The organism is Streptomyces sp. NPDC096013 (genome assembly GCF_044763565.1).
Taxonomy (GTDB): domain Bacteria; phylum Actinomycetota; class Actinomycetes; order Streptomycetales; family Streptomycetaceae; genus Streptomyces.
Map to the genome: position 1 here is coordinate 1,062,967 of NZ_JBIWGK010000001.1, position 22,991 is coordinate 1,085,957.

The 22,991-nt window shown below is 71.7% G+C and carries 18 protein-coding genes; 5 read left to right on the forward strand and 13 right to left on the reverse strand.

Annotation, left to right across the window (positions count from 1 at the left end; genetic code table 11):
* Positions 1-50 precede the first annotated feature (50 nt).
* Positions 51-1,244 carry an MFS transporter gene (locus ACIRB1_RS04625; RefSeq protein ID WP_403464546.1) on the reverse strand — a complete coding sequence of 398 codons (1,194 nt, stop codon included), beginning with the start codon at positions 1,242-1,244 and terminating at the stop codon, positions 51-53.
* Between the two features lie 34 nt (positions 1,245-1,278).
* Positions 1,279-1,530, reverse strand: coding sequence for a helix-turn-helix transcriptional regulator (locus ACIRB1_RS04630; RefSeq protein WP_352177605.1), 252 nt, complete (start codon positions 1,528-1,530; stop codon positions 1,279-1,281).
* A 32-nt stretch (positions 1,531-1,562) separates the two neighbouring features.
* On the opposite strand from ACIRB1_RS04630, the gene map reads away from it, so the two are divergent.
* Together map and ACIRB1_RS04640 are read left to right on the forward strand one after the other, a co-directional pair.
* Positions 1,563-2,333 carry a type I methionyl aminopeptidase gene (map, locus tag ACIRB1_RS04635; protein ID WP_352177606.1) on the forward strand — a complete coding sequence of 257 codons (771 nt, stop codon included), beginning with the start codon at positions 1,563-1,565 and terminating at the stop codon, positions 2,331-2,333.
* 124 nt (positions 2,334-2,457) lie between these two features.
* Entirely contained in the window at positions 2,458-5,007 is a 2,550-nt protein-coding gene (locus tag ACIRB1_RS04640) for an ATP-dependent Clp protease ATP-binding subunit (RefSeq protein ID WP_403464547.1), read from the forward strand.
* 61 nt (positions 5,008-5,068) lie between these two features.
* Here the strand turns inward: ACIRB1_RS04640 and ggt are convergent, their stop codons facing one another.
* Positions 5,069-6,868, reverse strand: coding sequence for a gamma-glutamyltransferase (ggt, locus tag ACIRB1_RS04645; RefSeq protein WP_403464548.1), 1,800 nt, complete (start codon positions 6,866-6,868; stop codon positions 5,069-5,071).
* A 142-nt stretch (positions 6,869-7,010) separates the two neighbouring features.
* Here ggt and ACIRB1_RS04650 point away from each other — a divergent pair, with 142 nt between their 5' ends.
* Together ACIRB1_RS04650 and ACIRB1_RS04655 are read left to right on the forward strand one after the other, a co-directional pair.
* Positions 7,011-7,766 carry a hypothetical protein gene (locus tag ACIRB1_RS04650; protein ID WP_352177609.1) on the forward strand — a complete coding sequence of 252 codons (756 nt, stop codon included), beginning with the start codon at positions 7,011-7,013 and terminating at the stop codon, positions 7,764-7,766.
* A 116-nt stretch (positions 7,767-7,882) separates the two neighbouring features.
* The gene (locus ACIRB1_RS04655; protein ID WP_403464549.1) at positions 7,883-9,448 is read left to right on the forward strand and encodes a CocE/NonD family hydrolase; all 1,566 of its coding nucleotides are present in this window, start codon (positions 7,883-7,885) and stop codon (positions 9,446-9,448) included.
* A 37-nt stretch (positions 9,449-9,485) separates the two neighbouring features.
* Here the strand turns inward: ACIRB1_RS04655 and ACIRB1_RS04660 are convergent, their stop codons facing one another.
* From ACIRB1_RS04660 to ACIRB1_RS04680, 5 genes are all read right to left on the reverse strand, one after another.
* The gene (locus ACIRB1_RS04660; RefSeq protein WP_403464550.1) at positions 9,486-10,343 is read right to left on the reverse strand and encodes an amino acid ABC transporter permease; all 858 of its coding nucleotides are present in this window, start codon (positions 10,341-10,343) and stop codon (positions 9,486-9,488) included.
* Positions 10,340-10,984: an amino acid ABC transporter permease gene (locus ACIRB1_RS04665; protein ID WP_352177612.1), complete on the reverse strand. Its 645-nt coding sequence runs from the start codon at positions 10,982-10,984 to the stop codon at positions 10,340-10,342. Before ACIRB1_RS04665 ends, ACIRB1_RS04660 begins: the two co-directional genes overlap by 4 nt.
* A gap of 11 nt (positions 10,985-10,995) precedes the next feature.
* A complete protein-coding gene (locus ACIRB1_RS04670; protein WP_352177613.1) occupies positions 10,996-11,907 on the reverse strand; it encodes a glutamate ABC transporter substrate-binding protein in 912 nt (303 codons plus the stop codon).
* 17 nt (positions 11,908-11,924) lie between these two features.
* Positions 11,925-12,668, reverse strand: a complete 744-nt coding sequence (locus tag ACIRB1_RS04675) for an amino acid ABC transporter ATP-binding protein (protein WP_403464551.1) — start codon at positions 12,666-12,668, stop codon at positions 11,925-11,927.
* Positions 12,669-12,781: 113 nt separating this feature from the next.
* Positions 12,782-13,189 carry a DUF6278 family protein gene (locus tag ACIRB1_RS04680; protein ID WP_352177615.1) on the reverse strand — a complete coding sequence of 136 codons (408 nt, stop codon included), beginning with the start codon at positions 13,187-13,189 and terminating at the stop codon, positions 12,782-12,784.
* A gap of 147 nt (positions 13,190-13,336) precedes the next feature.
* On the opposite strand from ACIRB1_RS04680, the gene ACIRB1_RS04685 reads away from it, so the two are divergent.
* Positions 13,337-14,662, forward strand: coding sequence for an alpha/beta hydrolase family protein (locus ACIRB1_RS04685; RefSeq protein WP_403464552.1), 1,326 nt, complete (start codon positions 13,337-13,339; stop codon positions 14,660-14,662).
* A gap of 43 nt (positions 14,663-14,705) precedes the next feature.
* Here the strand turns inward: ACIRB1_RS04685 and ACIRB1_RS04690 are convergent, their stop codons facing one another.
* From ACIRB1_RS04690 to ACIRB1_RS04710, 5 genes are all read right to left on the reverse strand, one after another.
* Positions 14,706-15,485 (reverse strand): exodeoxyribonuclease III, encoded by a 780-nt coding sequence (locus ACIRB1_RS04690; RefSeq protein WP_352177617.1) that lies wholly within the window; start codon positions 15,483-15,485, stop codon positions 14,706-14,708.
* Positions 15,486-15,515: 30 nt separating this feature from the next.
* Positions 15,516-16,151: an MBL fold metallo-hydrolase gene (locus ACIRB1_RS04695; RefSeq protein ID WP_403464553.1), complete on the reverse strand. Its 636-nt coding sequence runs from the start codon at positions 16,149-16,151 to the stop codon at positions 15,516-15,518.
* Between the two features lie 94 nt (positions 16,152-16,245).
* Positions 16,246-17,535, reverse strand: coding sequence for a 4-carboxymuconolactone decarboxylase (gene pcaC, locus ACIRB1_RS04700; RefSeq protein WP_403464902.1), 1,290 nt, complete (start codon positions 17,533-17,535; stop codon positions 16,246-16,248).
* A gap of 292 nt (positions 17,536-17,827) precedes the next feature.
* Entirely contained in the window at positions 17,828-19,357 is a 1,530-nt protein-coding gene (locus ACIRB1_RS04705) for an SWIM zinc finger family protein (protein WP_403464554.1), read from the reverse strand.
* Between the two features lie 752 nt (positions 19,358-20,109).
* Positions 20,110-22,944, reverse strand: coding sequence for an SNF2-related protein (locus tag ACIRB1_RS04710; protein ID WP_403464555.1), 2,835 nt, complete (start codon positions 22,942-22,944; stop codon positions 20,110-20,112).
* Positions 22,945-22,991: the final 47 nt, after the last annotated feature.

Genomic DNA, 22,991 nt, shown 5'->3' on the forward strand with positions numbered 1-22,991 from the left:
GGCGCAGAGATTTGGGAGCCTACGCCTCCGGACTGTGCCCCCGCCGGGTTTCATGCCGTATCCGTCGCTTGCCGTACGGTCTCGGGCCGGGCGAGCCGCCCCCGGGACAGGGCCAGGACCAGCGCACCGCCGGTCACCCCGCAGGCCCCGAGCGCGGCGGCGGCCGGCAGGGTCCCGTCGGCGAGGAACAGGCCCGTGACGGCCGATCCGGCGGCGACCCCGGCGCCGATCAGGGTCACCAGCCAGGCGAAGGCCTCGGTCACCGTGCCGTCCGGCGCGAGTTCGCCGACCAGCCCGAAGGACACGGTGAGCAGGGGCGCGAAGAAGACACCGGTGCCGACCGCGACCAGGCAGGCGCCCGCGGGTCCCGGCACGAGCGCCACCAGCCAGTATGCCCCGGCCATTCCGGTACACAGCGCTACGGCCTTCAGCGGTGCGTCCGCGGTCCAGCGCAGGGCGCCGTGGGCGACGGCCCCGAGGAGCGCGCCGAAGGCCGACAGGGACATCAACAGGCCCGCGCCGCCCGGTAGTTCGTGCTGTTCGGCGTAGGCGACGCTGAAGACGTTGAAGCCGCCGAGCGCCCAGCCGGCCCCGAACAGGGCGACGAGCAGCAGGAGCAGCGCGGGGCTGCGCAGCGGGCCGAGCCAGTGCGCGTCCCGGGTCCGGGTCCGCCAGTCCCGGGAGGGCCGGGCGGTGGCCATCACCAGGGAGCCGAGCAGCCCCAGCCCGGCCGCCAGCCACAGGGCGAGCGGCGCGGGGCCGAGCGCGGCGGCACCGGCGACGGCCAACGGCCCCGCGATGAAGACGACTTCCTGCGCCCCGGCGTCCACGGCGTACGCCGACTGCACCTCCTCCTCGGCCACCAGCTCGGGCCACAGCGCCCGCAGACACGGCTCCAGCGGCGGCGCGGCCGCACCGGCGACGACGGCCCCGCCGAGACTGCCGTAGACGGAGCCGGGGGCGAGTGCGAGGAGGACGTAGCCCAGGCCGGACAGCACGGCGGAGGCGATGAGTACGCGCGGCTGTCCGGTGCGGTCGACCAGGCGGCCGAGCAGGGGACCGCCGATCGCCCCGGCCACGGCGAAGACGCCGGTGGCGAGGCCGACGAGGCGGTAGCCCGCGCCGACCTCGCGGAGGGTGAGGGCGATCGCGAGGGCGGCCATGGCGCTGGGCATCCGGCCGACCAGGGAACCGGTGAGCAGGCGCACGACGAAGGGGCGCCGGAGCAGGGTCAGATACGGCACACGTCCCCCGTCGGGCGCGATCTCGGACTCGGGCTCAGGCCGCCAACGGCGCGCACCTGACGACGAGTTGGTCCATGGAGAGGCCGAGCGCCTCGGCGAGGGCTGCGACGGTGAAGAAGGCCGGCGTCGGCGCCCGGCCCGTCTCGATCTTGCGGAGGGTCTCCGCGGAGATGCCCGCCCGCGCCGCTACCTCCGTCATGCTGCGGCCTGCCCGCGCCTCGCGGATCAGCCGGCCGAGCCGTTCGCCGCGTTCGCGCTCTTCGGGAGTGAGAGGGGTACGTACCATGCCGTCATTCTAATACCGGTATAGTAATTGGCATGGTGGAACTCAAGACGGACACGTCTATCGATGCGATGTACGAGGCGGGCCAGGTCGTGGCCCGTGCCCTCACGGCCGTGCGGGAGGCCGCCGACGTGGGCGTATCCCTCCTGGAACTGGACGAGTTGGCGCACGACGTGCTGCGCGCCGCCGGCGCGACCTCGCCCTTCCTCGGCTACCGCCCCGCGTTCGCGCCCACCGCGTTCCCCGCGGTCCTCTGCGCCTCCGTGAACGACGCGATCGTGCACGGCATCCCGGACGGCTACCGGCTGCGCGACGGCGACCTGGTCTCGATGGACTTCGGCGCCAAGCTGGGCGGCTGGGCCGGCGACTCGGCGATCAGCTTCATCGTCGGCACGCCGCGCCCCGCCGACGTCCGCCTGATCGACGCCGCCGAGCGCGCCCTCGCGGCGGGCATCGAGGCGGCCGTCGTCGGCAACCGCATCGGCGACATCGCCCACGCCATCGGCACGGTGTGCCGCGGCGCCGGCTACGGCATCATGGAGGACTTCGGCGGCCACGGCATCGGCCGCCAGATGCACGAGGACCCCGGAGTCCCGAACGAGGGCCGCCCCGGACGCGGCCTCCCCCTCCGCCACGGCATGGTCATCGCGATCGAACCGATGCTGATCGCGAGCGGCCGGGACGACTACCACACGGCGAAGGACGGCTGGACCCTCAGGACGAACGACGGCTCACGGGCGGCCCACGTGGAACACACGGTGGCGATCACGGAAAGTGGACCGAGGGTCCTTACCGAGCGACGGTGAGGCGCCCGACCGGGAGGCGCGGGGAACAGCGCCGGCAGCCGCCACGGGCCCGCGTTCGAACATCAACCGATACCACCCCGAACCTGGACATGCCCCACGCGGTGCCCCGTGCCATGGTGGAGTGATGACCAGCGGCTACACAGACCCGGATGACGACCCCCTCGGCGAGTTCCTGGCCCGGTTCTTCGGCGGAGCCCCAGGTGCGGGCGCGGGCGGAGCCCCCCGCCCCGATCCGCGCCGGATAGACATCGGCCGCCTGCTCAGCCAACCGGCCAGGGACCTCGTCCGCGGCGCCGCCCAGTACGCCGCGGAACACGGCAGCCACGACCTGGACACCCAGCACCTCCTCCGCGCCGCCCTCGCCGCGGAGCCGACCCGCGGCCTCCTCACCCGCGCGGGCGCCGACCCGGACTCCCTCGCCGCGGAGATCGACGAGCGCTCGGGCCCCGCCCACCCCCCGGACGGCACGTCCCTCGCCCTCACCCCGGCCGTCAAACGCGCCCTCCTGGACGCCCACGACCTGGCACGAGCGGGCGGCACCGGCTACATCGGACCCGAACACGTCCTGGGCGCGCTGGCCGCGAACCCGGACTCCGCCGCCGGTCACATACTGAACGCGGCCCGCTACGCCCCGACAGGGCTGCCACCCGAATCCCCGGACGGCGTCCAGACCACCCGCGCCGACGGACCCCGCCCCACCACCACGCCCACGCTCGACAAGTACAGCCGCGACCTCACCGACCTGGCCCGGCAGGGCCGTATCGACCCGGTGATCGGCCGCGACGAGGAGATCGAGCAGACCATCGAGGTGCTGTCCCGGCGCGGCAAGAACAACCCGGTGCTGATCGGTGACGCGGGCGTCGGCAAGACCGCGATCGTGGAGGGCCTCGCGCAGCGCATCACGGACGGCGACGTCCCGGACGTGCTGACCGGGCGGCGGGTCGTCGCGCTCGATCTCACCAGCGTGGTGGCCGGCACCCGGTTCCGCGGCGACTTCGAGGAACGGCTGACGAACATCGTCGGCGAGATCCGCGCCCACTCGGACGAACTGATCGTGTTCATCGACGAGTTGCACACCGTGGTCGGCGCGGGCGGTGGCGGCGAGGGCGGTTCGATGGACGCCGGCAACATCCTCAAACCGGCCCTGGCGCGCGGCGAGCTGCACATCGTGGGCGCCACGACCCTTGAGGAGTACCGCCGGATCGAGAAGGACGCGGCGCTGGCCCGCAGGTTCCAGCCGATCCTGGTGCCGGAACCGTCCGTCGCCGACGCGATCGAGATCCTGCGCGGGCTGCGCGACCGCTACGAGGCGCACCACCAGGTCCGGTACACGGACGAGGCGTTGGTGGCGGCCGTGGAACTCTCCGACCGCTATCTCACCGACCGCAGGCTCCCCGACAAGGCGATCGACCTGATCGACCAGGCGGGTGCGCGGGTACGGCTGCGGGCGCGCACGAAGGGCACGGACGTACGGGCCCTGGAGCGCGAGATGGAGCAGCTGGCCCGGGACAAGGACCAGGCGGCGGCCGACGAGGACTACGAGAAGGCGACGCAACTGCGCGACCGCATCGCCGAGTTGAAGGCGCGGCTGGCCGACGCCGGCGGTGAGGACACGGGCGACGAGGGACAGAACCTGGAGGTCACCGGCGAGGCGATCGCCGAGGTGGTGTCACGGCAGACCGGTATCCCGGTGAGCAGTCTCACGGCGGAGGAGAAGGACCGGCTGCTCGGTCTCGAGGAGCATCTGCACCGGCGGGTCGTCGGCCAGGAGGAGGCGGTACGGGTCGTGTCGGACGCCGTGCTGCGCTCCCGTGCCGGGCTGGCGAGCCCGGACCGGCCGATCGGCAGCTTCCTCTTCCTGGGCCCGACCGGCGTCGGCAAGACGGAACTCGCCCGTGCGCTCGCCGAGGCGTTGTTCGGCAGCGAGGACCGGATGGTCCGGCTGGACATGAGCGAGTACCAGGAACGGCACACGGTGAGCCGGCTCGTCGGCGCCCCGCCCGGCTACGTCGGCCACGAGGAGGCGGGTCAGCTCACCGAGGTCGTGCGCCGCCACCCGTATTCGCTGCTGCTGCTCGACGAGGTCGAGAAGGCGCACCCGGACGTGTTCAACATCCTTCTCCAGGTGCTGGACGACGGCCGGTTGACTGACTCCCAGGGCCGCACGGTCGACTTCACCAACACGGTGATCGTGATGACGAGCAACCTCGGCTCCGAGGCGATCACCCGGCGTGGGGCCGGCATCGGCTTCGGTCCCGGCGGTGCGGACGCGGACGAGGAGGCCCGGCGCGAGCAGATCCTGCGGCCGCTGCGGGAGCACTTCCGTCCCGAGTTCCTCAACCGCATCGACGAGATCGTCGTCTTCCGCCAGCTGACCGCCGAGCAACTCCGGCTGATCACGGGGCTGTTGCTGGAACACACCCGCCGGCTCCTGCACGCGCAGGGCATCACGGTCGAGTTCACGGACCCGGCCGTCGACTGGCTCTCCCGCCGGGGCTACCAACCCGAGTACGGCGCCCGCCCGTTGCGCCGCACGATCCAGCGCGAGGTCGACAACCAGCTGTCGCGGCTGCTTCTGGACGGCACGATCGGCCAGGGAGATCAGGTGACGGTGGGGGTGGAGGGCGACCGCCTGGTGTTCAACACGCGGAACCGGTCGAGCGCCCCTGCCTGAGGCGCACTTCAGGGGCGCGGGGAACTGCGCGAGCAGCCCCCACGCCCCCGCGGACGCTGAACTACGGAGCCGGATCCACCACCTGCGCTGACCCGCCACCCCGTCGCACCGTCTCCGCCGCCGCGAGCCACTTGCCACCGGGCAGCCGCTGCACACCGGTCGCCGCACCGATCTCCGGATTCAGGACGAAGGAGTGCCCGATCGCCTGCAATTGGGTCTTCACGTCGCTGTTGTAGAGGGCCGGTTCGAGGTCCGTGGTGGCCGCGTTGCGCTGACTGGCGCGGGGCGCCGCGATCGCGTCGACGAGCGGGAGCCCTCGGTCGAGGAACTCGGTCAGGGTCTGGAGCACGGTGGTGATGATGGTCGCGCCACCGGGCGAACCGAGCGCCACCACAGGCTTGTTGTGCCGGTCGAGGACGATCGTCGGCGAGATCGACGAGCGCGGGCGCTTGCCCGGTCCTGGCAGGTTCGGGTCGTGGACGGCCGGGTTGGCCGGGGTGAAGGAGAAGTCGGTCAGCTCGTTGTTGAGCAGGAAGCCACGGCCGGGCACGGTCATCGCGCTGCCGCCGGTCTGCTCGATGGTGAGCGTGTAGGAGACGACGTTGCCCCACTTGTCGGCGACCGTGAGGTGCGTGGTGTTCTCGCCCTCGTACGTCGTCGGCGCGGCCGTTCCCTTGGCTGCGCAGGGCGTCGGGTGGCGCGGGTCGGCGGGCGCGAGCGGGCTGGTGAGGACCGCGTCGTCCTTGATGAGGCAGGCGCGCGAGTCGGCGAACTTCTGCGAGAGGAGTTCCTTCGTCGGTACGTCCTCGAAGGCGGGGTCGCCGACCCAGCGCCCCCGGTCGGCGAACGCGATCCGGCTGGCCTCGATGTAGTGGTGCAGGTACTGGACCTCGCTGGCCTTCGAGAGGTCCGTCTTCTCCAGGATGTTGAGCGCCTCGCCGACGGTCGTGCCGCCGGAGGAGGAGGGCGCGATGGAGTAGACGCCGAGTCCGCGGTACGAGGTCTTCGTGGGCGCCTGGAGCTTGGCGCGGTACACGGCGAGGTCCTTGGCGGTCAGCTTGCCGGGGCGGGCGTTGTAGCCCGAACTCGGGTCCACCTTCGGCTTGTTGACCGTGGCGAGGATGTCCTTGCCGAGATCGCCGTGGTAGATCGCGCCGACCCCCTTCTTGCCCAGCTCCTTGTAGGTGCCGGCGAGTTCGGGGTTCTTGAAGGTGGAGCCGACGACGGGAAGCTGTCCGCCGGGCAGGAACAGCTTGGCGGTGTCCGGGAAGTAGCGGAAGCGGGTTTCGTTGGACGCCGTCTGGCTGCGGAAGGTGTCGTCCACCGTGAAGCCGTTGCTCGCGATGCGCTCGGCGGGCTTCAGGACCGTGCCGAGCTTCTCGCTGCCCCACTGGTCGAGCGCCGTCTGCCAGGTGGCGGGCGAGCCCGGGGTGCCGACGCCGAGGCCGCTGGTGACGGCGTCGGCGAAGGGGAGGGCCTTGCCGTTCTCGACGAAGAGCTGGGAGTCGGCGCTAAGGGGCGCGGTCTCCCGGCCGTCGATGGTGTGCACGGTACGGGACTTGGCGTCGTAGTAGACGAAGTAGCCGCCTCCGCCGATGCCGGAGGAGTAGGGCTCGGTGACGCCGAGCGCGGCGGCGGTGGCGACGGCCGCGTCGACCGCGTTGCCGCCCTTCCTCAGCACCTCGATGCCGGCGGCGGTGGCGTCCGCGTCGACGCTCGCCACGGCACCGCCGTAGCCGACGGCGACCGGAACCTTGGTCGGTGTGCCGCTCGTCGCGGCCGGTGGGGCCGCTGCCCCGACCGACACGACGGCGGCCGAGACCGCCAGGACCGACAGTTTCCGTGTCACAGGGCGACGCATCCGTACCTCCAGTCGGGACCGTCCGCGCAGCGTAGCCACATTGCCATGACCCCAACAGACCACCTCGCGCCACTGTCACACGAGTGCCACACGTCGAACACGGGTACGTACCGGCCGCGTCGGGCCGCTAACATGCGCGCCCATGAATGACGACGTGCGCAACATCGTTCTGGGCGTGGCCGCCGCGGGCATCAGCGCCGCGCTCGGCTGGCTCGCCCGCACCTATCTGTGGAAGCGCAGACTCCGGCGCAAGCAGGCGTTCTTCGGGCTGCCCGACAACTCCGAGTCGCTGCTCGTGGTCAACCGCGAGGCGGGCGGCCCCGAACTCACGGTGATGCGGCACGACGTGTTCGCGCTGCTCGAACTCGCGGCCCTGATCAAGGACTGCAACGCGCACGCCCAGGTCGTCGCGCACGACGCGGCCCAGCAGGGCTTCGGCGAACGCACCGAGTTCTGTGTGGGCGGCCCGGCCTCCAACCGCCGTATGGCCGCGCATCTGGCGTCCCTGCTCCCGGGCATCCGGGTCAACGTCGACCCGGAACCGGGTCCTGACCGGGGCGCGTTCCAGATCGGCAGCGAGCGCTACCGACTTGAGCCCGGCAAGGGCGAGTACGTTCTCCTCGCCCGCCTGACCGCGGGTCAACTGGGCGGCGCACGGCCGGTGTTCCTCTTCTGCGGGCAGCGGGCGATCACCAACCAGGCGGCGTCGCGCTATCTCGCCCGCAACCACGAGAAGCTGGCCCGCAAACACGGCGGCAACTCCTTCGTCCTGCTGCTGAAGGTGGTCAACTCACAGGCGTACGGCCCCGATGTGGTGGAGCTGGTCGCGGACGTCACCCGGGCCGCCGAGACACCGCTGCCCGCACCGGCTCCGCGGAGCTCGCACCGTGCCTCCTGAGGTCGCTCACACGTCAACAATCTTTACTGGCACGTAACTTACCGACGGGTTACCTCGGGTAGAGGGGTGCGGTTACCGTCGGGTCACTTTGCCGTGACACGTGTGAGGAGCACCCCGTGCGAACCCATCGCCAGGCCCTGCGGACGACCGCCGCGGGCGCCGTCTCCGCGACCCTGATCGCCGGAGGCGTTCTCGGGCTCGCCCCCACCGCCCAGGCCGCCACGAGCGTCCGCTACGTCGGCATCACCGGCGACGACGGCACGAAGCTCGCGGCGAACGTCGTCACGCCCGCGGGCGCCGACGGCTCGCGCGACTACCCGCTCCTCGTACTGCCCACCAGCTGGGGCTTCCCCCAGGTCCAGTACCTGGCCCAGGCCGAGAAGCTCGCGAACTCCGGCTATGTCGTGGTGAGTTACAACGTCCGCGGCTTCTGGCAGTCCGGCGGCGAGATCGAGGTGGCGGGCCCGAAGGACGTGGCCGACGCCTCCCGGGTGATCGACTGGGCGCTCGCCAACACCCCGTCCGACGCGGGGCACATCGGCATGGCGGGGGTGTCGTACGGCGCCGGCATCAGTCTCCTCGCGGCCGCACACGACAAGCGGATCAGGGCAGTTGCCTCACTGAGCGGCTGGGCCGACCTGATCGGCTCGATCTACTCGGGCCGCACCGAACACGTCCAGGCGGCGGCCCTGCTGAACGGCGTCGGCCTCGTCGCCGGCCGCCCGAGCGCCGAGACCGGCCAGGTCTTCAAGGACTTCTTCGCCTCGAACCTCTCCAGGGAACAGCAGTTGATCGACTGGGGGAAGGCGCGTTCGGCCTCGACCCGGCTGGATCGGCTCAACAAGAACGGCGCGGCGATCATGCTCGCCAACGCCTGGGGGGACACGATCTTCCCGCCGAACCAAATCGCCGACTTCTACGGCAAGTTGACCGGCCCGAAGCGACTGGAACTCCGCCCGGGCGACCACGCCACCGCCGAACTGACCGGACTGTTCGGGCTGCCCAACGACGTGTGGACGGACACCGAGCGCTGGTTCGACCACTACCTCAAGGGCGCCGACAACGGCATCGACCGCGAGCAGCCCGTCGAGCTCACGTCCCGTACCGGGGGCGGCCACGAGGGCTACCCGGACTGGAAGTCGGTCGGCGCGACCCGGCGGAAGCTCGACCTCGCGGGCACGACCACCATCCACACCAACGTGGACTCGGGCGCGGACGGCGGGATCGTCTTCCTGTCCAGCATCCTCGACCAGATCGCCCAGGTGCCCCCGGTCGCGTACATCCCGCTGCTGCCGCGCCGTTGGGCCGCCGTCTGGCAGTCGGGGACGTACGGCAGCGCCCAACAGGTGCGCGGCACCGCCACGTTGCACACCACGGTCACCGACACCAAGGAGAGCGGCACCCTCGTCGCATACCTCTACGACGTGGGCCCGCTCGGCCTCGGCAAGCTGGTCAGTGACGCGCCGTACACCTGGCACGGGCAGACGCCCGGCCAACCGTTCGGTGTGGACCTGGAGTTGGACTCCACGGCCTACGACGTCCCGGCAGGGCATCGTCTCGCCCTGGTCGTCGACACGGTCGACCCGCTCTATGTCGAGCACAACCCGACCGGCGCGCAGCTGACCTTCTCCTCGCCCGCGAACGACCCGTCGTACGTGTCGATCCCGCTGCGCGAGCAGTGATCTCCGGCTGCCGCCGGGCGGGCACGTGCCCTCTCTACTACTGCACCCGCGGCAGCAGCGTCCCTGGTTCCGCCGGGGCCACATCCACGGCCCCGGTCTTGGGACTGCGCTGCTCCCGGCGGGACACCCAACCGGCGAACCAGGAGAGCAGCATGCACATCCCGATGTAGATCGGCGAGATCACCATCACCACGGGGATGAACGGCAAATCGTAGTCGAGGTTCGACGCGATCAGCTTCCCGGCATGGAGAAACTCCTCATAGGTGATCAGATAGCCCAGCGAGGTGTCCTTCAGCGCGACCACCAACTGGCTGATGATCGCGGGCAGCATCGCCCGTACGGCCTGCGGCACGAGGACGTACGACATCACGTGGACCTTCCGCATGCCGAGCGCGAACGCGGCCTCCCGCTGGCCGCGTTCGACGCTGTTGACGCCGGAGCGGAAGACCTCGGCGAGCACCGAGCCGTTGTAGAGCGTCAGGCCCGCGACGAGCGCGGGCAGCGGTTGCACCTTGAGCGCCACGAAGATGAAGAAGATCATCACGAGGACGGGCATGGCGCGGAAGAACTCCACGACGACCGTCGACAGCCAGCGCACGGGCCGGTGGTCCGAGAGGCGCCCCACGGCGAGCACAGTCCCCAGTGCCAGTGACAGTACGGCCGCGAGACCGAAGGCCTTGAGCGTGTTGCCGAGGCCGCGCAGCAGCAGTTCCTGGATGCCCATGTACTCGAAGGGCATCCACTTCGTGTACGTGAACTGGTCGGTGTCGAACAGGAGATAGAGGATCCAGCCGATCAGCGCGAGGATGACGACCGTGGACGCGACGCCGTAAAGGCGGTGCCGTTTGCGAGTCTTGGGGCCCGGGACGTCGTAGAGGGCGTTGGCGGTGGTCATCGGGCGACTCCCCATTTCCGCTCCAGCGCGTTGAACAGCGCGCTGATGGCGAGGGTGATGATCAGGTAGCCGACGGCGATCCAGACGAACGTCCAGACGATGTTGTAGCCGAGTTCGCTCAACGTCCGGTAGGTGCCGAGGAGTTCGGTGACGCTGAACGCGCCGGCGATCGCCGAGTTCTTGGCCAGGGCGATGAGGGTGGAGCCGACCGGCGGGATCACCGAGCGGAACGCCTGCGGCAGGACGACCAGGCTCAGGCTCTGCCCGAAGGACATCCCGAGGCTGCGGGCCGCCTCTCCCTGGCCCCTGGGCACGGTGTTGATGCCGGAGCGCAGCGCCTCGCAGATGAACGCCGAGGTGTAGCAGCCGAGCGCGAGGACCGCGAACACCTTGAAGGGCAGCACGAGTCCGAAGCGCGGCAGGCCGAGCAGCACCGCGAAGAACAGCAGGGTCAGCGGGGTGTTGCGCAGCACGGTCACCCACACCGTGCCGAACACCCGCAGCGAACCGACCGGGGCGACCCGGAAGGAGGCCATGAGGAAACCGAGGAGGAGTGCCAGCACCGAGGCGTAGACGGTCAGTTCGACGGTGCCGAGGAAGCCGTCGCCGAAGGTGGAGAAGTTGTCGGTCAGTACGTTCACGTCTGCCTCCCTCAGCTCGCCGGGTAGCGGTCGATCGCGGGCGGGGTGGGCGCGGGCACTCCGGACAGGCCGAGCGTCGCCTCGTACGCCTTCTTCCAGTCGCCGTTCTTCTCACGGGCCTCCAACGCGTCGTCGAGGGCGAACCGCAGGGCGTTGTCGCCGTGCGGGACACCGATGCCGTACGGTTCCTTCGAGAAGGGCTTGCCGACGACCTTGAGCTGGTCGGGGACCTTCGCCGCGTAGCCGATGAGGATCGCGTCGTCGGTGGTGACGGCGTCGACCTGATAGGTGAGCAGGTTGTCGACACAGACCGAGTACGTGTCGTAGGCGACGAGTTGGGCCTTCGGGTAGTCGTCCTTGATGCGCTGGTACGGCGTCGAGCCGGCCGCCGAGCAGACGCGTTTGCCGGCGAGGTCCTGCGGGCCGTTGATGTCGTGCTCGTCGGTGCGGACGAGGAGCGACTGGCCGGCCAGGTAGTAGGGGCCGGCGAAGCCGACCAGTTTCTTGCGCAGGTCGTTGATGGTGTAGGTGCCGACGTAGTAGTCGATCTGGCCGTTCTGAAGGGCGGTTTCGCGGTTGGCGGAGGCGATCGTCCTGAAGTGGACCGTCTTCGGGGCGAAGCCGAGGGAGGCCGACATCATCTTGGCGATCTCGATGTCGAAGCCGGAGTAGCTGCCCGTCGCGGGGTCCTTCTCGCCGAGGTAGGGCTGGTCCTCCTTGGCGCCGACAATGAAGTAGCCGCGCTTCTTCGCCCGCTTCCAGGTCTTCGAGTCCGGGAGCCGGAAGCCTTGCGCCACCTGGTAGACGGGGAGCTTGTCGGCGGCCGGGCCCTTGACGGGCGGGCTGCCCTCCTTGCCGCAGGCGCTCGCGTACAGCACGGCGAGCACGGCGACGGCGAGGGACGCACGGGTGGTACGGAACATGGATCGCACTCCCCCGCTCAGTGCTTGAGGATCTTGGACAGGAAGTCCTTGGCCCGGTCGCTGCGCGGGTTGGTGAAGAACTCCTCGGGGGTGCGGTCCTCGACGATGCGGCCGTCGGCCATGAACACGACGCGGTTGGCGGCGGAGCGGGCGAAGCCCATCTCGTGGGTGACGACGACCATGGTCATGCCGTCGCGGGCGAGCTGGCGCATGACCTCGAGGACCTCGTTGATCATCTCCGGGTCGAGGGCCGAGGTCGGCTCGTCGAAGAGGAGTGCCTTGGGGTCCATCGCGAGGGCGCGGGCGATGGCCACGCGCTGCTGCTGGCCGCCGGAGAGCTGCGCGGGGAACTTGGGCGCCTGCGCGGCGAGGCCCACACGGTCCAGGAGTTCGAGCGACCGCCTGTCGGCGTCGTCGCGCTTGCGCTTGCGGACCTTCGTCTGGGCCAGCGAGACGTTCTGAAGGACCGTCTTGTGGGCGAACAGGTTGAAGGACTGGAAGACCATGCCGACTTCGGCGCGGAGCTTCGCGAGGGCCTTGCCCTCCTCGGGCAGTGGCTGCCCGTCGAGCTTGATCGTCCCGGACTCGATGGTCTCCAGCCGGTTGATCGCCCGGCACAGCGTCGACTTTCCCGACCCCGACGGGCCGATGACCACGACCACCTCCCCCTTGCCGACGGTGAGGTTGATGTCCTGGAGGACATGCAGCTCCCCGTAGTACTTGTTGACGTCACGCAGTTCGATCAACGGATCGACGGCCATGCCCAGCCCTACTCACTCTCAGCTGTGTCGTGGTTGCCGCAAACTATCCAGACAAGAGTGGAGTTAAGGCACGACACGCACTTTTCGGGCATTAGCCGTATTTACAGCCGCCGTTACTCTTCCGCGACCTCCGCGTAGAGCTGCGAGAGCTCGGGCACACCACTGGCGGCCCACTCGTGCCCCGAGGCCACGACGTCGAACTCGCGCCCGGAGTCGAGCCGTACGACGGGCTGGCCGTCCGCGCGGATCTCCCAGGCGGCGCCCGGGACCGTGCGCACGATCACCGTGCCGAGATACAGACCGGCGTCGTTGCCGAGCCGGGGCAGCGTCTCCTCGTCGTCGCGCCAGCGCGGGACCAGCTGGTCGACCGCCTCCAACGAGTCGACGGAGTCGTCGAGTTGGACGCCCTCCCGGGCCGCTTGGGCGCGGAGCAGTTCGCACTCGGACAGCAACTCGGCGATGCCCTCGGGGTCGTGCGCCGCGTGCTTCTCGCCCCGGTTGCCCAGGAAAGGGATGTTCATACGCCCAGCGTGACATTCGCACCGCCGTACGCACCACAGGGCGTCGCCGATGGCGTGTCAGCACCCCGCTGCGAAGGGGGAAAACCCGTCCGCAGAGGGCGGGTTGGCCGGATGGTGGGCGCGATGTCCTCTTCGTACCGTCGCCGTATGAATCGGACAGGCAAGATGATGATGCTGTCGTCCATGACCGTCGCCCTGATGGTGAGCGGTCCGGTGTCCGCGGGGGCCGTGGGGGCGGGGGCCGTTCCGGCGGTGGCCGCGCACTGGACGCCCGATACGGCACGGGGGCGGCTGGTGTCGGTGGTGCACCTGCGGACGCTGTCCGCGCCGCGGGTGGCCGCCGAGTTGAGGGGCGACGAGGACGGGGCGTGGGACGCCGGGGCCGTCCGCTACGGCGTCGACACCTACCGGGTGGTGTACCGCACGGTCGATCCGAAGGGCCGGCCCACGACCGCCAGCGGGCTGCTCGCGTTCCCGCGCAACGGTGAACGGCGGTTGCGCACCGTCTCGTTCACGCACGGCACCGAACTCTTCAAGGGCGACGTCGGCTCGGTGTCGACCGAGGTGTGGAGCCAGGCACCCGCCCTGACCTACGCGTCGGCGGGCTTCGCCGTCGTACTCCCGGACTACCTCGGTCTGGGCCTCGGCCCCGGTCGGCAGCAGTGGATGGACGTGCCCTCCGAGACGACCACCGCGCTGGATCTGCTGCGGGCCGCGGACTCCTACGCGCCCACTGTGGGGCGGCGGTTGGGGCGGGATGTGCTCATCACCGGCTTCTCACAAGGGGCTTCGGCCGCGCTCGGGCTGGCGCGGGCTCTTCAGGAGGGGGCCGATCCGCGTTTCCAAGTCCAGGCGTTGGCACCGGTCAGCGGCGCGTACGCCTTCCGGGACGTGGCGCTGCCCGCCCTGCTGGACGGACGCGCGGACCCGAAGGACGGCGTGATCTACACCGCGCTCCTCCTCGTCTCCTTCAACCGGCTCCATCACGTCTACGACAGCCCCGGCGAGGTCTTCCGGGCGCCGTACTCCCGCACCATCGAGAGCCTGTTGGACGGCACGCACACCGGGCAGGAGGTCGCGGCCAGGACCCCGGGCACCGTGGACGAGCTGCTCACCGCGCGCGGGCGGGCGCTGCTCGCGCGTCCGACGGGCGGACTGGCCGCCGCGCTGCGGATCACCGACGGGGTGTGCACGGACTGGACACCTCGGATGCCCGTGCGGCTCTACTACGCCCAGAGCGACGAGCAGGCCGTGAACGGGAACAGCGAGCACTGCCAGGCGTCGTTCCGTGCCCGGGGTGTCGAGGTCCCGCTGGTCGACCTCGGCACTCCGGACTACGGCGGCTCCCGCCATCTGGGCTCCCAGCGGGCGGCGACGGCGGCGATCGTGCGGTGGTTCACGTCGCAGCGCCGAGGGGTGGAGCGGGGCGCTGGGAGCGTGGAGCGGGGCGCTGAGGGGTGGCCGGTGTCGTGAGGGTGCCTCGGGGGTCCTGGGGAGGTGTGTCCGGGGCCTCGGGTCAGACGTCCAGGTCGACGACCACGGGGGCGTGGTCCGAGGCGCCCTTGCCCTTGCGCTCCTCGCGGTCGACGTAGGAGTCGGTGACGGCCTTCGCGAACGGTTCGTTGCCGTAGACCAGGTCGATGCGCATGCCGCGGTTCTTCGGGAAGGCGAGCTGGCGGTAGTCCCAATAGGTGTACGGGCGGTCGTACTTGAGGGGGCGGGGGACCACGTCCGACAGGCCCGTGTCGCGCAGGGCGGTCAGGGCGGCGCGCTCGGCGGGGGTGACATGGGTGAGGCCCTCGAAGGCGGCCACGTCGAAGACGTCGTCGTCCGTCGGTGCCACGTTGTAGTCGCCCAGCACCGCGAAGGGGCGGCTGCCCTGCGCGTCGGCGGCGACGGCCGCCTTGAGGGCCTCGAACCACTGGAGCTTGTACGCGTAGTGGGCGTGGTCCACCTCGCGGCCGTTCGGCACGTACACCGACCAGACGCGGACCGGGCCGCAGGTCGCGGAGACGGCGCGGGGCTCCTCGGCGCCGTCGTAACCGGGGTCCCCGGGGAGGCCCTTGACCACGTCGTCGAGGCCGACCCGGGAGAGCACCGCCACTCCGTTCCACCGCCCGGTCGCGTTGACCGCCGCCTCGTAGCCCAGCTCGCGCAGCGCGTCGAACGGGAACTGGGCCTCGGCGAGCTTGGCCTCCTGGAGGCACAGCACATCGGTGCCGCTGCTCTCCAGCCAGGCCAGGAGCCTCGGCAGACGGGCGGTGATCGAGTTCACGTTCCAGGTCGCGATGCGCATGCCTCACAACCTACCGGGCGGGTCTGACAGTCAGAGGTCCGCTGCCTCGCCCGGCGACAGCCGAAGGTGCTCCGCGCCGCCGAGCGTGCCGATCTGCATGTCGTAGATCGGGCGGGCGAGGTCGGTGAGGAGGGCGTCGTGGATGTCGTAGGCGCGCTGCGGCTTGAGCTCGCGGACGTAGTCGATGACCTCGGAGATCTTGCTCCAGGGGGCCATGACCGGGAGCATCAGCGTCTCCACGGCCTGGTCGGGGACGGTGAGGGCGTCGCCGGGGTGGAAGACCCGGCCGCCGTCGACGAGGAAGCCGATGTTGGTGATGCGCGGGATGTCCGGGTGGATCACGGCGTGCAGTTCGCCGTGCACCTGGACGTCGAAGCCGGCCGCCGTGAAGGTGTCGCCGTGGCCGACCGTGTGCACGCGGCCCGGGAACGCGGCGGAGAGCTGGTCGGCGACGGACTTCAGGGTCCAGATCTCGGCCGCCGGGTTGGCGTCGAGGCCCGCCCGCAGCCGCTCCTCGTTGAAGTGGTCGAGGTGCTCGTGGGTGACCAGGATCGCCTCCGCGCCGACCGCGGCGTCCTCCTCGGTGAAGGTGCCGGGGTCGATGACGAGCGACCGGCCGTCCTTCTCCAGACGGATGCAGGCGTGCGAATTCTTCGTCAGCTTCATGGGTCCATCCTGCCGTGCCGGAGGGAGGGACGGGTGGGCGAGGCTGGTGCTTCCGGTACCAGGCGGACGATCACTCGACGGGTCGCCGCCGGGGTCACTCGGTGGGGGTGGTCTCCTCCCGGATGACCTGCTGGGCGACCTTGAAGGCGCTGTTCGCCGCGGGCACCCCGCAGTACACGGCGGCCTGCATCAGGACTTCCTTGATCTCGACCGGGGTGAGGCCGTTGCGCAGGGCCGCCCGGGTGTGGAAGGCCAGCTCGTCCAGGTGGCCGCCCGCGACCAGCGCGGTGAGGGTGACACAGCTGCGTGAGCGCCGGTCGAGGCCGGGCCGGTCCCAGATCTCGCCCCACGCGTACCGGGTGATGAAGTCCTGGAAGTCCCCGGAGAACTCGTCCGCCTGCCCCAGCGCCCGGTCCACATGCGCGTCCCCGAGCACCTCCCGGCGGACCTTGATCCCGGCGTCGTAGGGGTCCGGACGGCCCATGGCCTGCGGCGGTACCGGGGGCGGCGGCGCGATCTCGGCGATGGGCACGACCTGCTGCGGCGGGGCGAGGACCGGCTTGACCGGGGTCGCCGCGATGGCGAACTGCCCGGTGGCGTGCTCGTAGGCGGGCTGCCAGGCCGTGGAGAAGTGCCGGACGAGGAGGTCGGTGACGGCGGCGGGCTGCTCGACGGGGACCAGGTGCGAGGCGCCGGGTACGACCGCGAGGCGGGCGTCCGGGATGCCGGCGACCAGGGTGCGAGCCTCGGCGGGGCCCGTGACCTGGTCGTCCGAGCCGACGAGGACGAGGGTCGGCACGCCGATGCGGGCGAGTTCGGACCGTACGTCGAAGGCGGCCAGCGCCTCGCACGCGGCGATGTAGCAGCCGGGGTCGGTGGTGCGGACCATCTGGACGGCCCACTCGGTGATCGCGGGCTGGGACGCGGCGAACCCGCTGGTGAACCAGCGGTCGGGCGAGGTACGGGCGATGGGGTCGAGGCCGTTCGTGCGCACGATCACCCCGCGCTGACGGAACTCGTCCGCCGTGCCGAAGCGGGGCGAGGTGGCGATCAGCGCCAGCGAGGCGACCCGCTCGGGGTGACGCAGGACCAGTTCGAGACCGACCGCGCCGCCGAGCGCGCAGCCCGCGTAGCCGAAGCGCTGCACGCCGAGGGCGTCGAGCGTGGCCAGCAGCCGGTCGGCCAGGTCGGAGACCGAGCCGGCCGGGTGCGCGGGCGAGCCGCCGTGCCCCGGCAGGTCGAACCGGAAGACCCGCCACTGCTTCATCAGCTCGGGGACCTGGCGGTCCCACATGTGCCACGTCGTCCCGAGGGACGGGCCCAGGATGAGAACGGGCGCGTCTTCGGGGCCGTCGAAGCGGTACTGGAGTGCGGGGGTCTTCATGTCGCTCACCGCTCCAACGTAACCGCCGTTTCCAACGGCCCGGCTGTGGGGCCCCCGCTCTCCGCACGCTGCTCGCACACATCCGTGGGGAACCCTCACAGGGCCTTCACCGGATGGCGGGGAGGGCGGGGGTGCTGTGAGACCGGTGAGGTGGCGGGGGTTGGTGGGGTTGCTGGGATCTGGGACCGGTCGGCCGGTGAAACCTGTGGGCCGGGTGGGACAGGCCGGACGGGTCGGGCTGTGTCGAAGGACACTCCCGGGATCTTGGCGGCGCTCCGTGGTTCTCGGTGGGTCAGAGGTCACCGGGTGCGCCGAGGCCCGTCAGTGCGCCGACCGGGTCCAGGTCGGGGGTGCCTCTGGGCCACCAGTCCTCGTCGCCCGGTTCCGATTCGTAGGCGTACCACAAGCCGTCGCGGCCCAGGCGGAGTTGGACATGGCCGTGGGGGTGGGTGAGGCGGTTGTGCCAGGGGCGGAACGCCGGGAGGTCGGCGGCGAGGAGGAGCGGGCGGGCCCGGTCGAAGCGGCCGGCGGGCGGGTCCCAGGGTTCTTCGAGCACCGCGAGCCCCTCGATGCCGCCCTGCCGCCAGGCGGCGACCGCGCGCGCCAGCTCGCCCGTGGTGCGTCCGGTGGCCTTGGTGAGGGAGGCGTAGAGGGCGCGGGTGGTGACGGTCAGTCCCGACCCGGGGCGGGCCGCGGCGAGCCGTACCGCGTCCTGCCACAGCGTCAGGTCACCGACCGGGTCCCGGCCGGTGCTGAGCAGCGCGTGTGCGCGGGCGGCGGCGTCCGTCGCCAGCTGGTCGAGCGCGAAGGGGTCCGGGCCGCCGGGCGCGGCGGGATACACGGGAGGCTGCTCGGGGTGCGCCGGGATGGGCAGCGGGGGTGGCAGCGGGGGCAGTCGGCGCTCCCCCTGGGCGGCGAGGACGTCCGTGGCTCTTACGCCGGGGAGGGGTGCCGGTTCCTGCTCCTGGGCCGCGCGGGCCGCACGGGCCGCGTTACGGCGGGACAGAGCGTCCAGCAGAGGGCGTTCGCCCCGGCCGCGCAGGAGGAGCAGGACGAAGGGGTCGGCGTCGAGGAGGCGGGCGGTCTGGTAGCAGAGGGCGGCGGCGTGCTTGCAGGGGTGACCCGAGTCGGGGCAACTGCACTGCGGGGCGAGGTCGCCGGGCCCCGGCAGCAGCGGAACTCCGCACTCCGCAAGGGACTTGGGCATCTCCTTGTCGAGCAGCGCGGCGATGTGCCCGGGCCGGTCGGCGGCGGCGTCCAGGAACCGCTCCCAGTCGGCGTCGTCCAGCGTCCGCAACCGGACCTGCACGCGGTACGGGCGCGCTCGGCTGCCCTTCACGTACGCGAGCACGAGTCCCGGCGTCACGGTGATCGCGTCGACGTGCCCCCTCTCCGCGTAACTCCGGCCCCGCAGCAGCCGCTTGGGGTCCAGGGCGCCTTCCTCCAGCGCGGTGACCCATGCGTTGCCCCACCAGGTTTCGGCGAACCGGGGGGTACCGGGAGTGTCATCGCCGCTGTCACCGTGGCCGGCGCCGTCCGAGGGGCGGGGTGGGAAGGCGGGGAACGTGCGGCGCAGGTCGCTGTCGCGGGAGGGGGAGGCCATGGAGGCGGGGGTTTGGGGGACGGCGGAGGTGAGGCCGGGGTCAAAGGTGGGGGCAGAATTCGGGGTGAAGTCCTCGGAGTGCGAACTGCCCTTCACCGAACGGTCGTTGTCCCGTGTGGTCTCCTCCGCGGGCGAGGTCGGCTCGTCCGGCAACTGGAAGGCGCCCGCGAGGAACTCCCGTAGGTCACGGGCGCCGGCCTCGCTCGTACGTCCACGCACACCGCCGCGTCCTCCGACCCCGGCACCGGAACCGCCGCTCGCACGCCGCTCCGGTCGACGTACCGACTCCACTCCCCCGGCTCCGACGTCCTCCCGGGCCTTGCGCGCTGCGCCGCGAGCCGCTCGCAATGCCTCGCGCGCGGCGTCCGCGGGGCGGGTGGACGCGCCGTCCGCGGCGGTTTCGGACGCCTCGGACACCGCTTCCCGCACGGGCGCCGGGTTCTGAGAAGCGGCGGGGCCCTGGAGACCGGCCGAGGCGTCACCCCGCGCATGCCCGGACCGCTCTGCGCCGACAGCTTCGCCGACTCCGGTGTCCGTAAGGTCCGCTGACCCTTCTCCGGCGGCATCTTCTTCCGGAGCGCTCTCGGTCGCACCCTGCGCCGGGCCGTCACCCGGCGCGTCGGCGTCGTCCCCCGAGATGCCGGCAGCGCGCCGCTCGGCAACGGCGCGTCGCAGCGCGGCCCGCGCCACGTCACCCGGCCGGGACCGGGGCTCCGGGTCTTCGCCGACTTCCTTACCGTCAGCGCCCGTCACGCGAGAGGTCCCCGGTGTATGCGAAGCCCCCGAGGACCCGGCGACCTCCGCCTCCACCCCGTGGCTCTCACGGTCACGGGCCGCGTGCAACGCCCGCCGCACCACATCCGCCGGGCTCTCCTCCGCAGGGCTCTCCCCCGCCGGGATCTCCCGCGCCTCCGGTGCTTCCTCCGCGGCGTCCTCCTGCGCCTCCGCCGGCTCCCGCCCCACGCCCCTCATCACGAGGGCCTCCGCAACGACACCAGGTCGGACAGGTCCCGGTCGGACAGCTCGGTCAGAGAGGACTCCCCGGAGCCGAGGATCGCGTCGGCCAACGCCCGCTTGGATTCCAGCATTTCGGCGATGCGGTCCTCGACCGTGCCCTCGGTGATGAGGCGGTGGACCTGGACCGGCTGTGTCTGGCCGATGCGGTAGGCGCGGTCCGTGGCCTGTTCCTCCACCGCCGGGTTCCACCAGCGGTCGAAGTGGATGACGTGGCCCGCGCGGGTGAGGTTGAGGCCGGTGCCCGCTGCCTTCAGGGAGAGGACCAGGACCGGGGTCGCGCCCGCCTGGAAGCGGTCCACCATGCGCTCGCGCTCCGGTACCGGTGTGCCGCCGTGCAGCAGTTCGACCGGGATCGCGCGGGCCGACAGATGGGCGGTGATGAGGCGGGCCATGCCGACGTACTGCGTGAAGACGATCGCGGAGCCGTCCTCCGACAGCACTGTGTCCAACAGCTCGTCCAGCAGGGCGAGTTTGCCGGAGCGGGTGGTCAGCCGGTCGCCGGTGGCCTGTGCTGCCGCGTGGTCCTCCTTCAGATACAGCGCGGGGTGGTCGCAGATCTGCTTGAGGGAGGTGAGGAGCTTCAGGACCAGGCCACGGCGGGCGATGCCCTGTGTCGTCTCGATCGCGAGCATCGACTCCCGCACCACCGCCTCGTACAGCGAGGCCTGTTCGCGGGTGAGCGGGACCGGGTGGTCCGTCTCCGTCTTCGGCGGCAGTTCGGGGACGATGCCCGGGTCGGACTTCTTGCGCCGCAGGAGGAAGGGGCGGACCAGGCGGGCGAGCCGGGTCACGGCCTCCTCGTCCTCGCCGTTCTCCACGGCACGCGCGTGCCGGGCGCGGAAGGACTTCAGGGGGCCGAGGAGTCCGGGGGTCGTCCAGTCGAGCAGGGCCCAGAGTTCGGAGAGGTTGTTCTCCACCGGGGTGCCGGTGAGGGCCACGCGCGCGGGGGACGGGATCGTGCGCAGGGCCTTGGCCGTCGCCGAGTACGGGTTCTTGACGTGCTGTGCCTCGTCCGCGACGACCATGCCCCAGGGCTGCTGGGCCAGGGTGGCCGCCGTCGAGCGCATCGTGCCGTACGTCGTGAGGACGAAGCCGTCGGTCAGGTCCTCCAGGGTCCGGGCCGTGCCGTGGAAACGGCGGACGGGGACTCCGGGGGCGAAGCGGGTGATCTCCCGCTGCCAGTTGCCCAGGAGGGAGGCCGGGCAGATCACGAGGGTGGGGGCGCGGTGGGCCCGCCGCAGGTGCAGGGCGATGAGGGTGATCGTCTTGCCGAGTCCCATGTCGTCGGCCAGGCAGCCGCCCAGGCCGAGGGAGGTCATGAGGTCGAGCCAGGCCAGGCCCCGGAGTTGGTAGTCCCGGAGGGTGGCGTCCAGGCCCTCGGGCGGATCGGCGGGCTGGATGCCCGCCGTCAGGCGGTCGCGGAGGGTGGCCAGCGCGCCGACCGGCACCGCCTGCACCGTCTCGCCGTCGACCTCCGCCGTGCCGGTGAGCGCGACGGACAGGGCGTCGACCGGGTCGAGCAGGCCCAGTTCGCGTTTACGGGCCTTGCGGACGAGGGCCGGGTCGACCAGCACCCACTGGTCCCGCAGTCGTACGACAGGGCGGTGGGCCTCGGCCAGGGTGTCCATCTCGGCCTCGGTGAGCGGGTCGCCGCCGAGGGCCAACTGCCAGCGGAACTGGAGGAGTTCCTCGCTCTCGAAGAAGCCGGTGCCGTCGGTCGCGGAGCCCGGTGCCGAGCGGACCACGGCCGCCGCCGTCAGGTCCTGGGCCAGGTCCCTGGGCCAGTGGACGGCGACCCCGGCCGCCGCGAGCCGGGTGGCCGCCATGCCGAGCAGTTCCCCCAACTCCTCCTCGGACAGGGCGAGTACGTCCGGCACGTCCAGCTCGGAGAGGCGGTCCAGCGGGGGCCAGACGCGCGCGGCCCGCCGTACGGCCAGCGCGGCGTCCACGCGTGCGCGGGGGCCGAAGGCGGAGTCGGCCGTGCCCGCCCAGAGGGCCGCCGCGTCGACCACGAGGGTCGGGTCGGCGAGGCTGTGCACCTGGACGATCGCGGCGCCCGCGCTGCGCACGCGCCCGGTGTCGTCGAACAGGTCGTAGGCCGACAGGTCGAGGCGGAGCGAGATCCGCACGCCCGCGTCCATGCCGGCGGCGACCTCGGCGGCCCAGTCCTGGGCGTCGCGCAGCCGCTGCGGTGCCCGGGCCGCGAAGGGCATCCCCGAGGTGTACGGCGCGGCCGGGGTGCGGGGCAGGGTGTCGGCGACGGCGTCCAGGAAGGACCGCATCAGCGCTTCGGGCTCGGGCAGCCGGAGCGGGCCGGGGCCCGGCAGCGGGACCGCGTGGCCCTCGTACGGCAGGGCCGCCGCGACCGCGCGGACGTGCGCGATGTCCTCCGGCTCCAGGGGGCCCGCACGCCAGGCGTCGTGGCCCGACGCCGTCAGCCCGGGGAGCAGCCGGCCGCGGGCCGTGAGCCGGAGCGCGTGCAGGGCGGCGGCGCCCCAGCAGGCGGTGGCGGGGTGGGCCGCGGGGTCGCGGCGGGCGCGCACGAGCAGGGGCAGCGCGGCTTCGACCGGCAGGGTCAGCGCGGGGGCGGACCTGCGGCGGACCGCGGCGCCCTGTCGTCGTACGACGGTCAGCTCGGTCTGTTCCACGCCCGCTTCCGCTTCGGGGAGGGCGCGCTCGCCGTCGGGGTCCCAGAAGGCGACGCGGCCCTCGCGGGGGACGACGGGGGACGGCAGGAAGACGGCGGCCAGCCGTACGGAGACCTGCTCCGTGATCGCCGTGTCCCTCATACGTCCTGTCACCTCCCGCCCGTGTGTCGTGTCAGCTGTCTTCGACT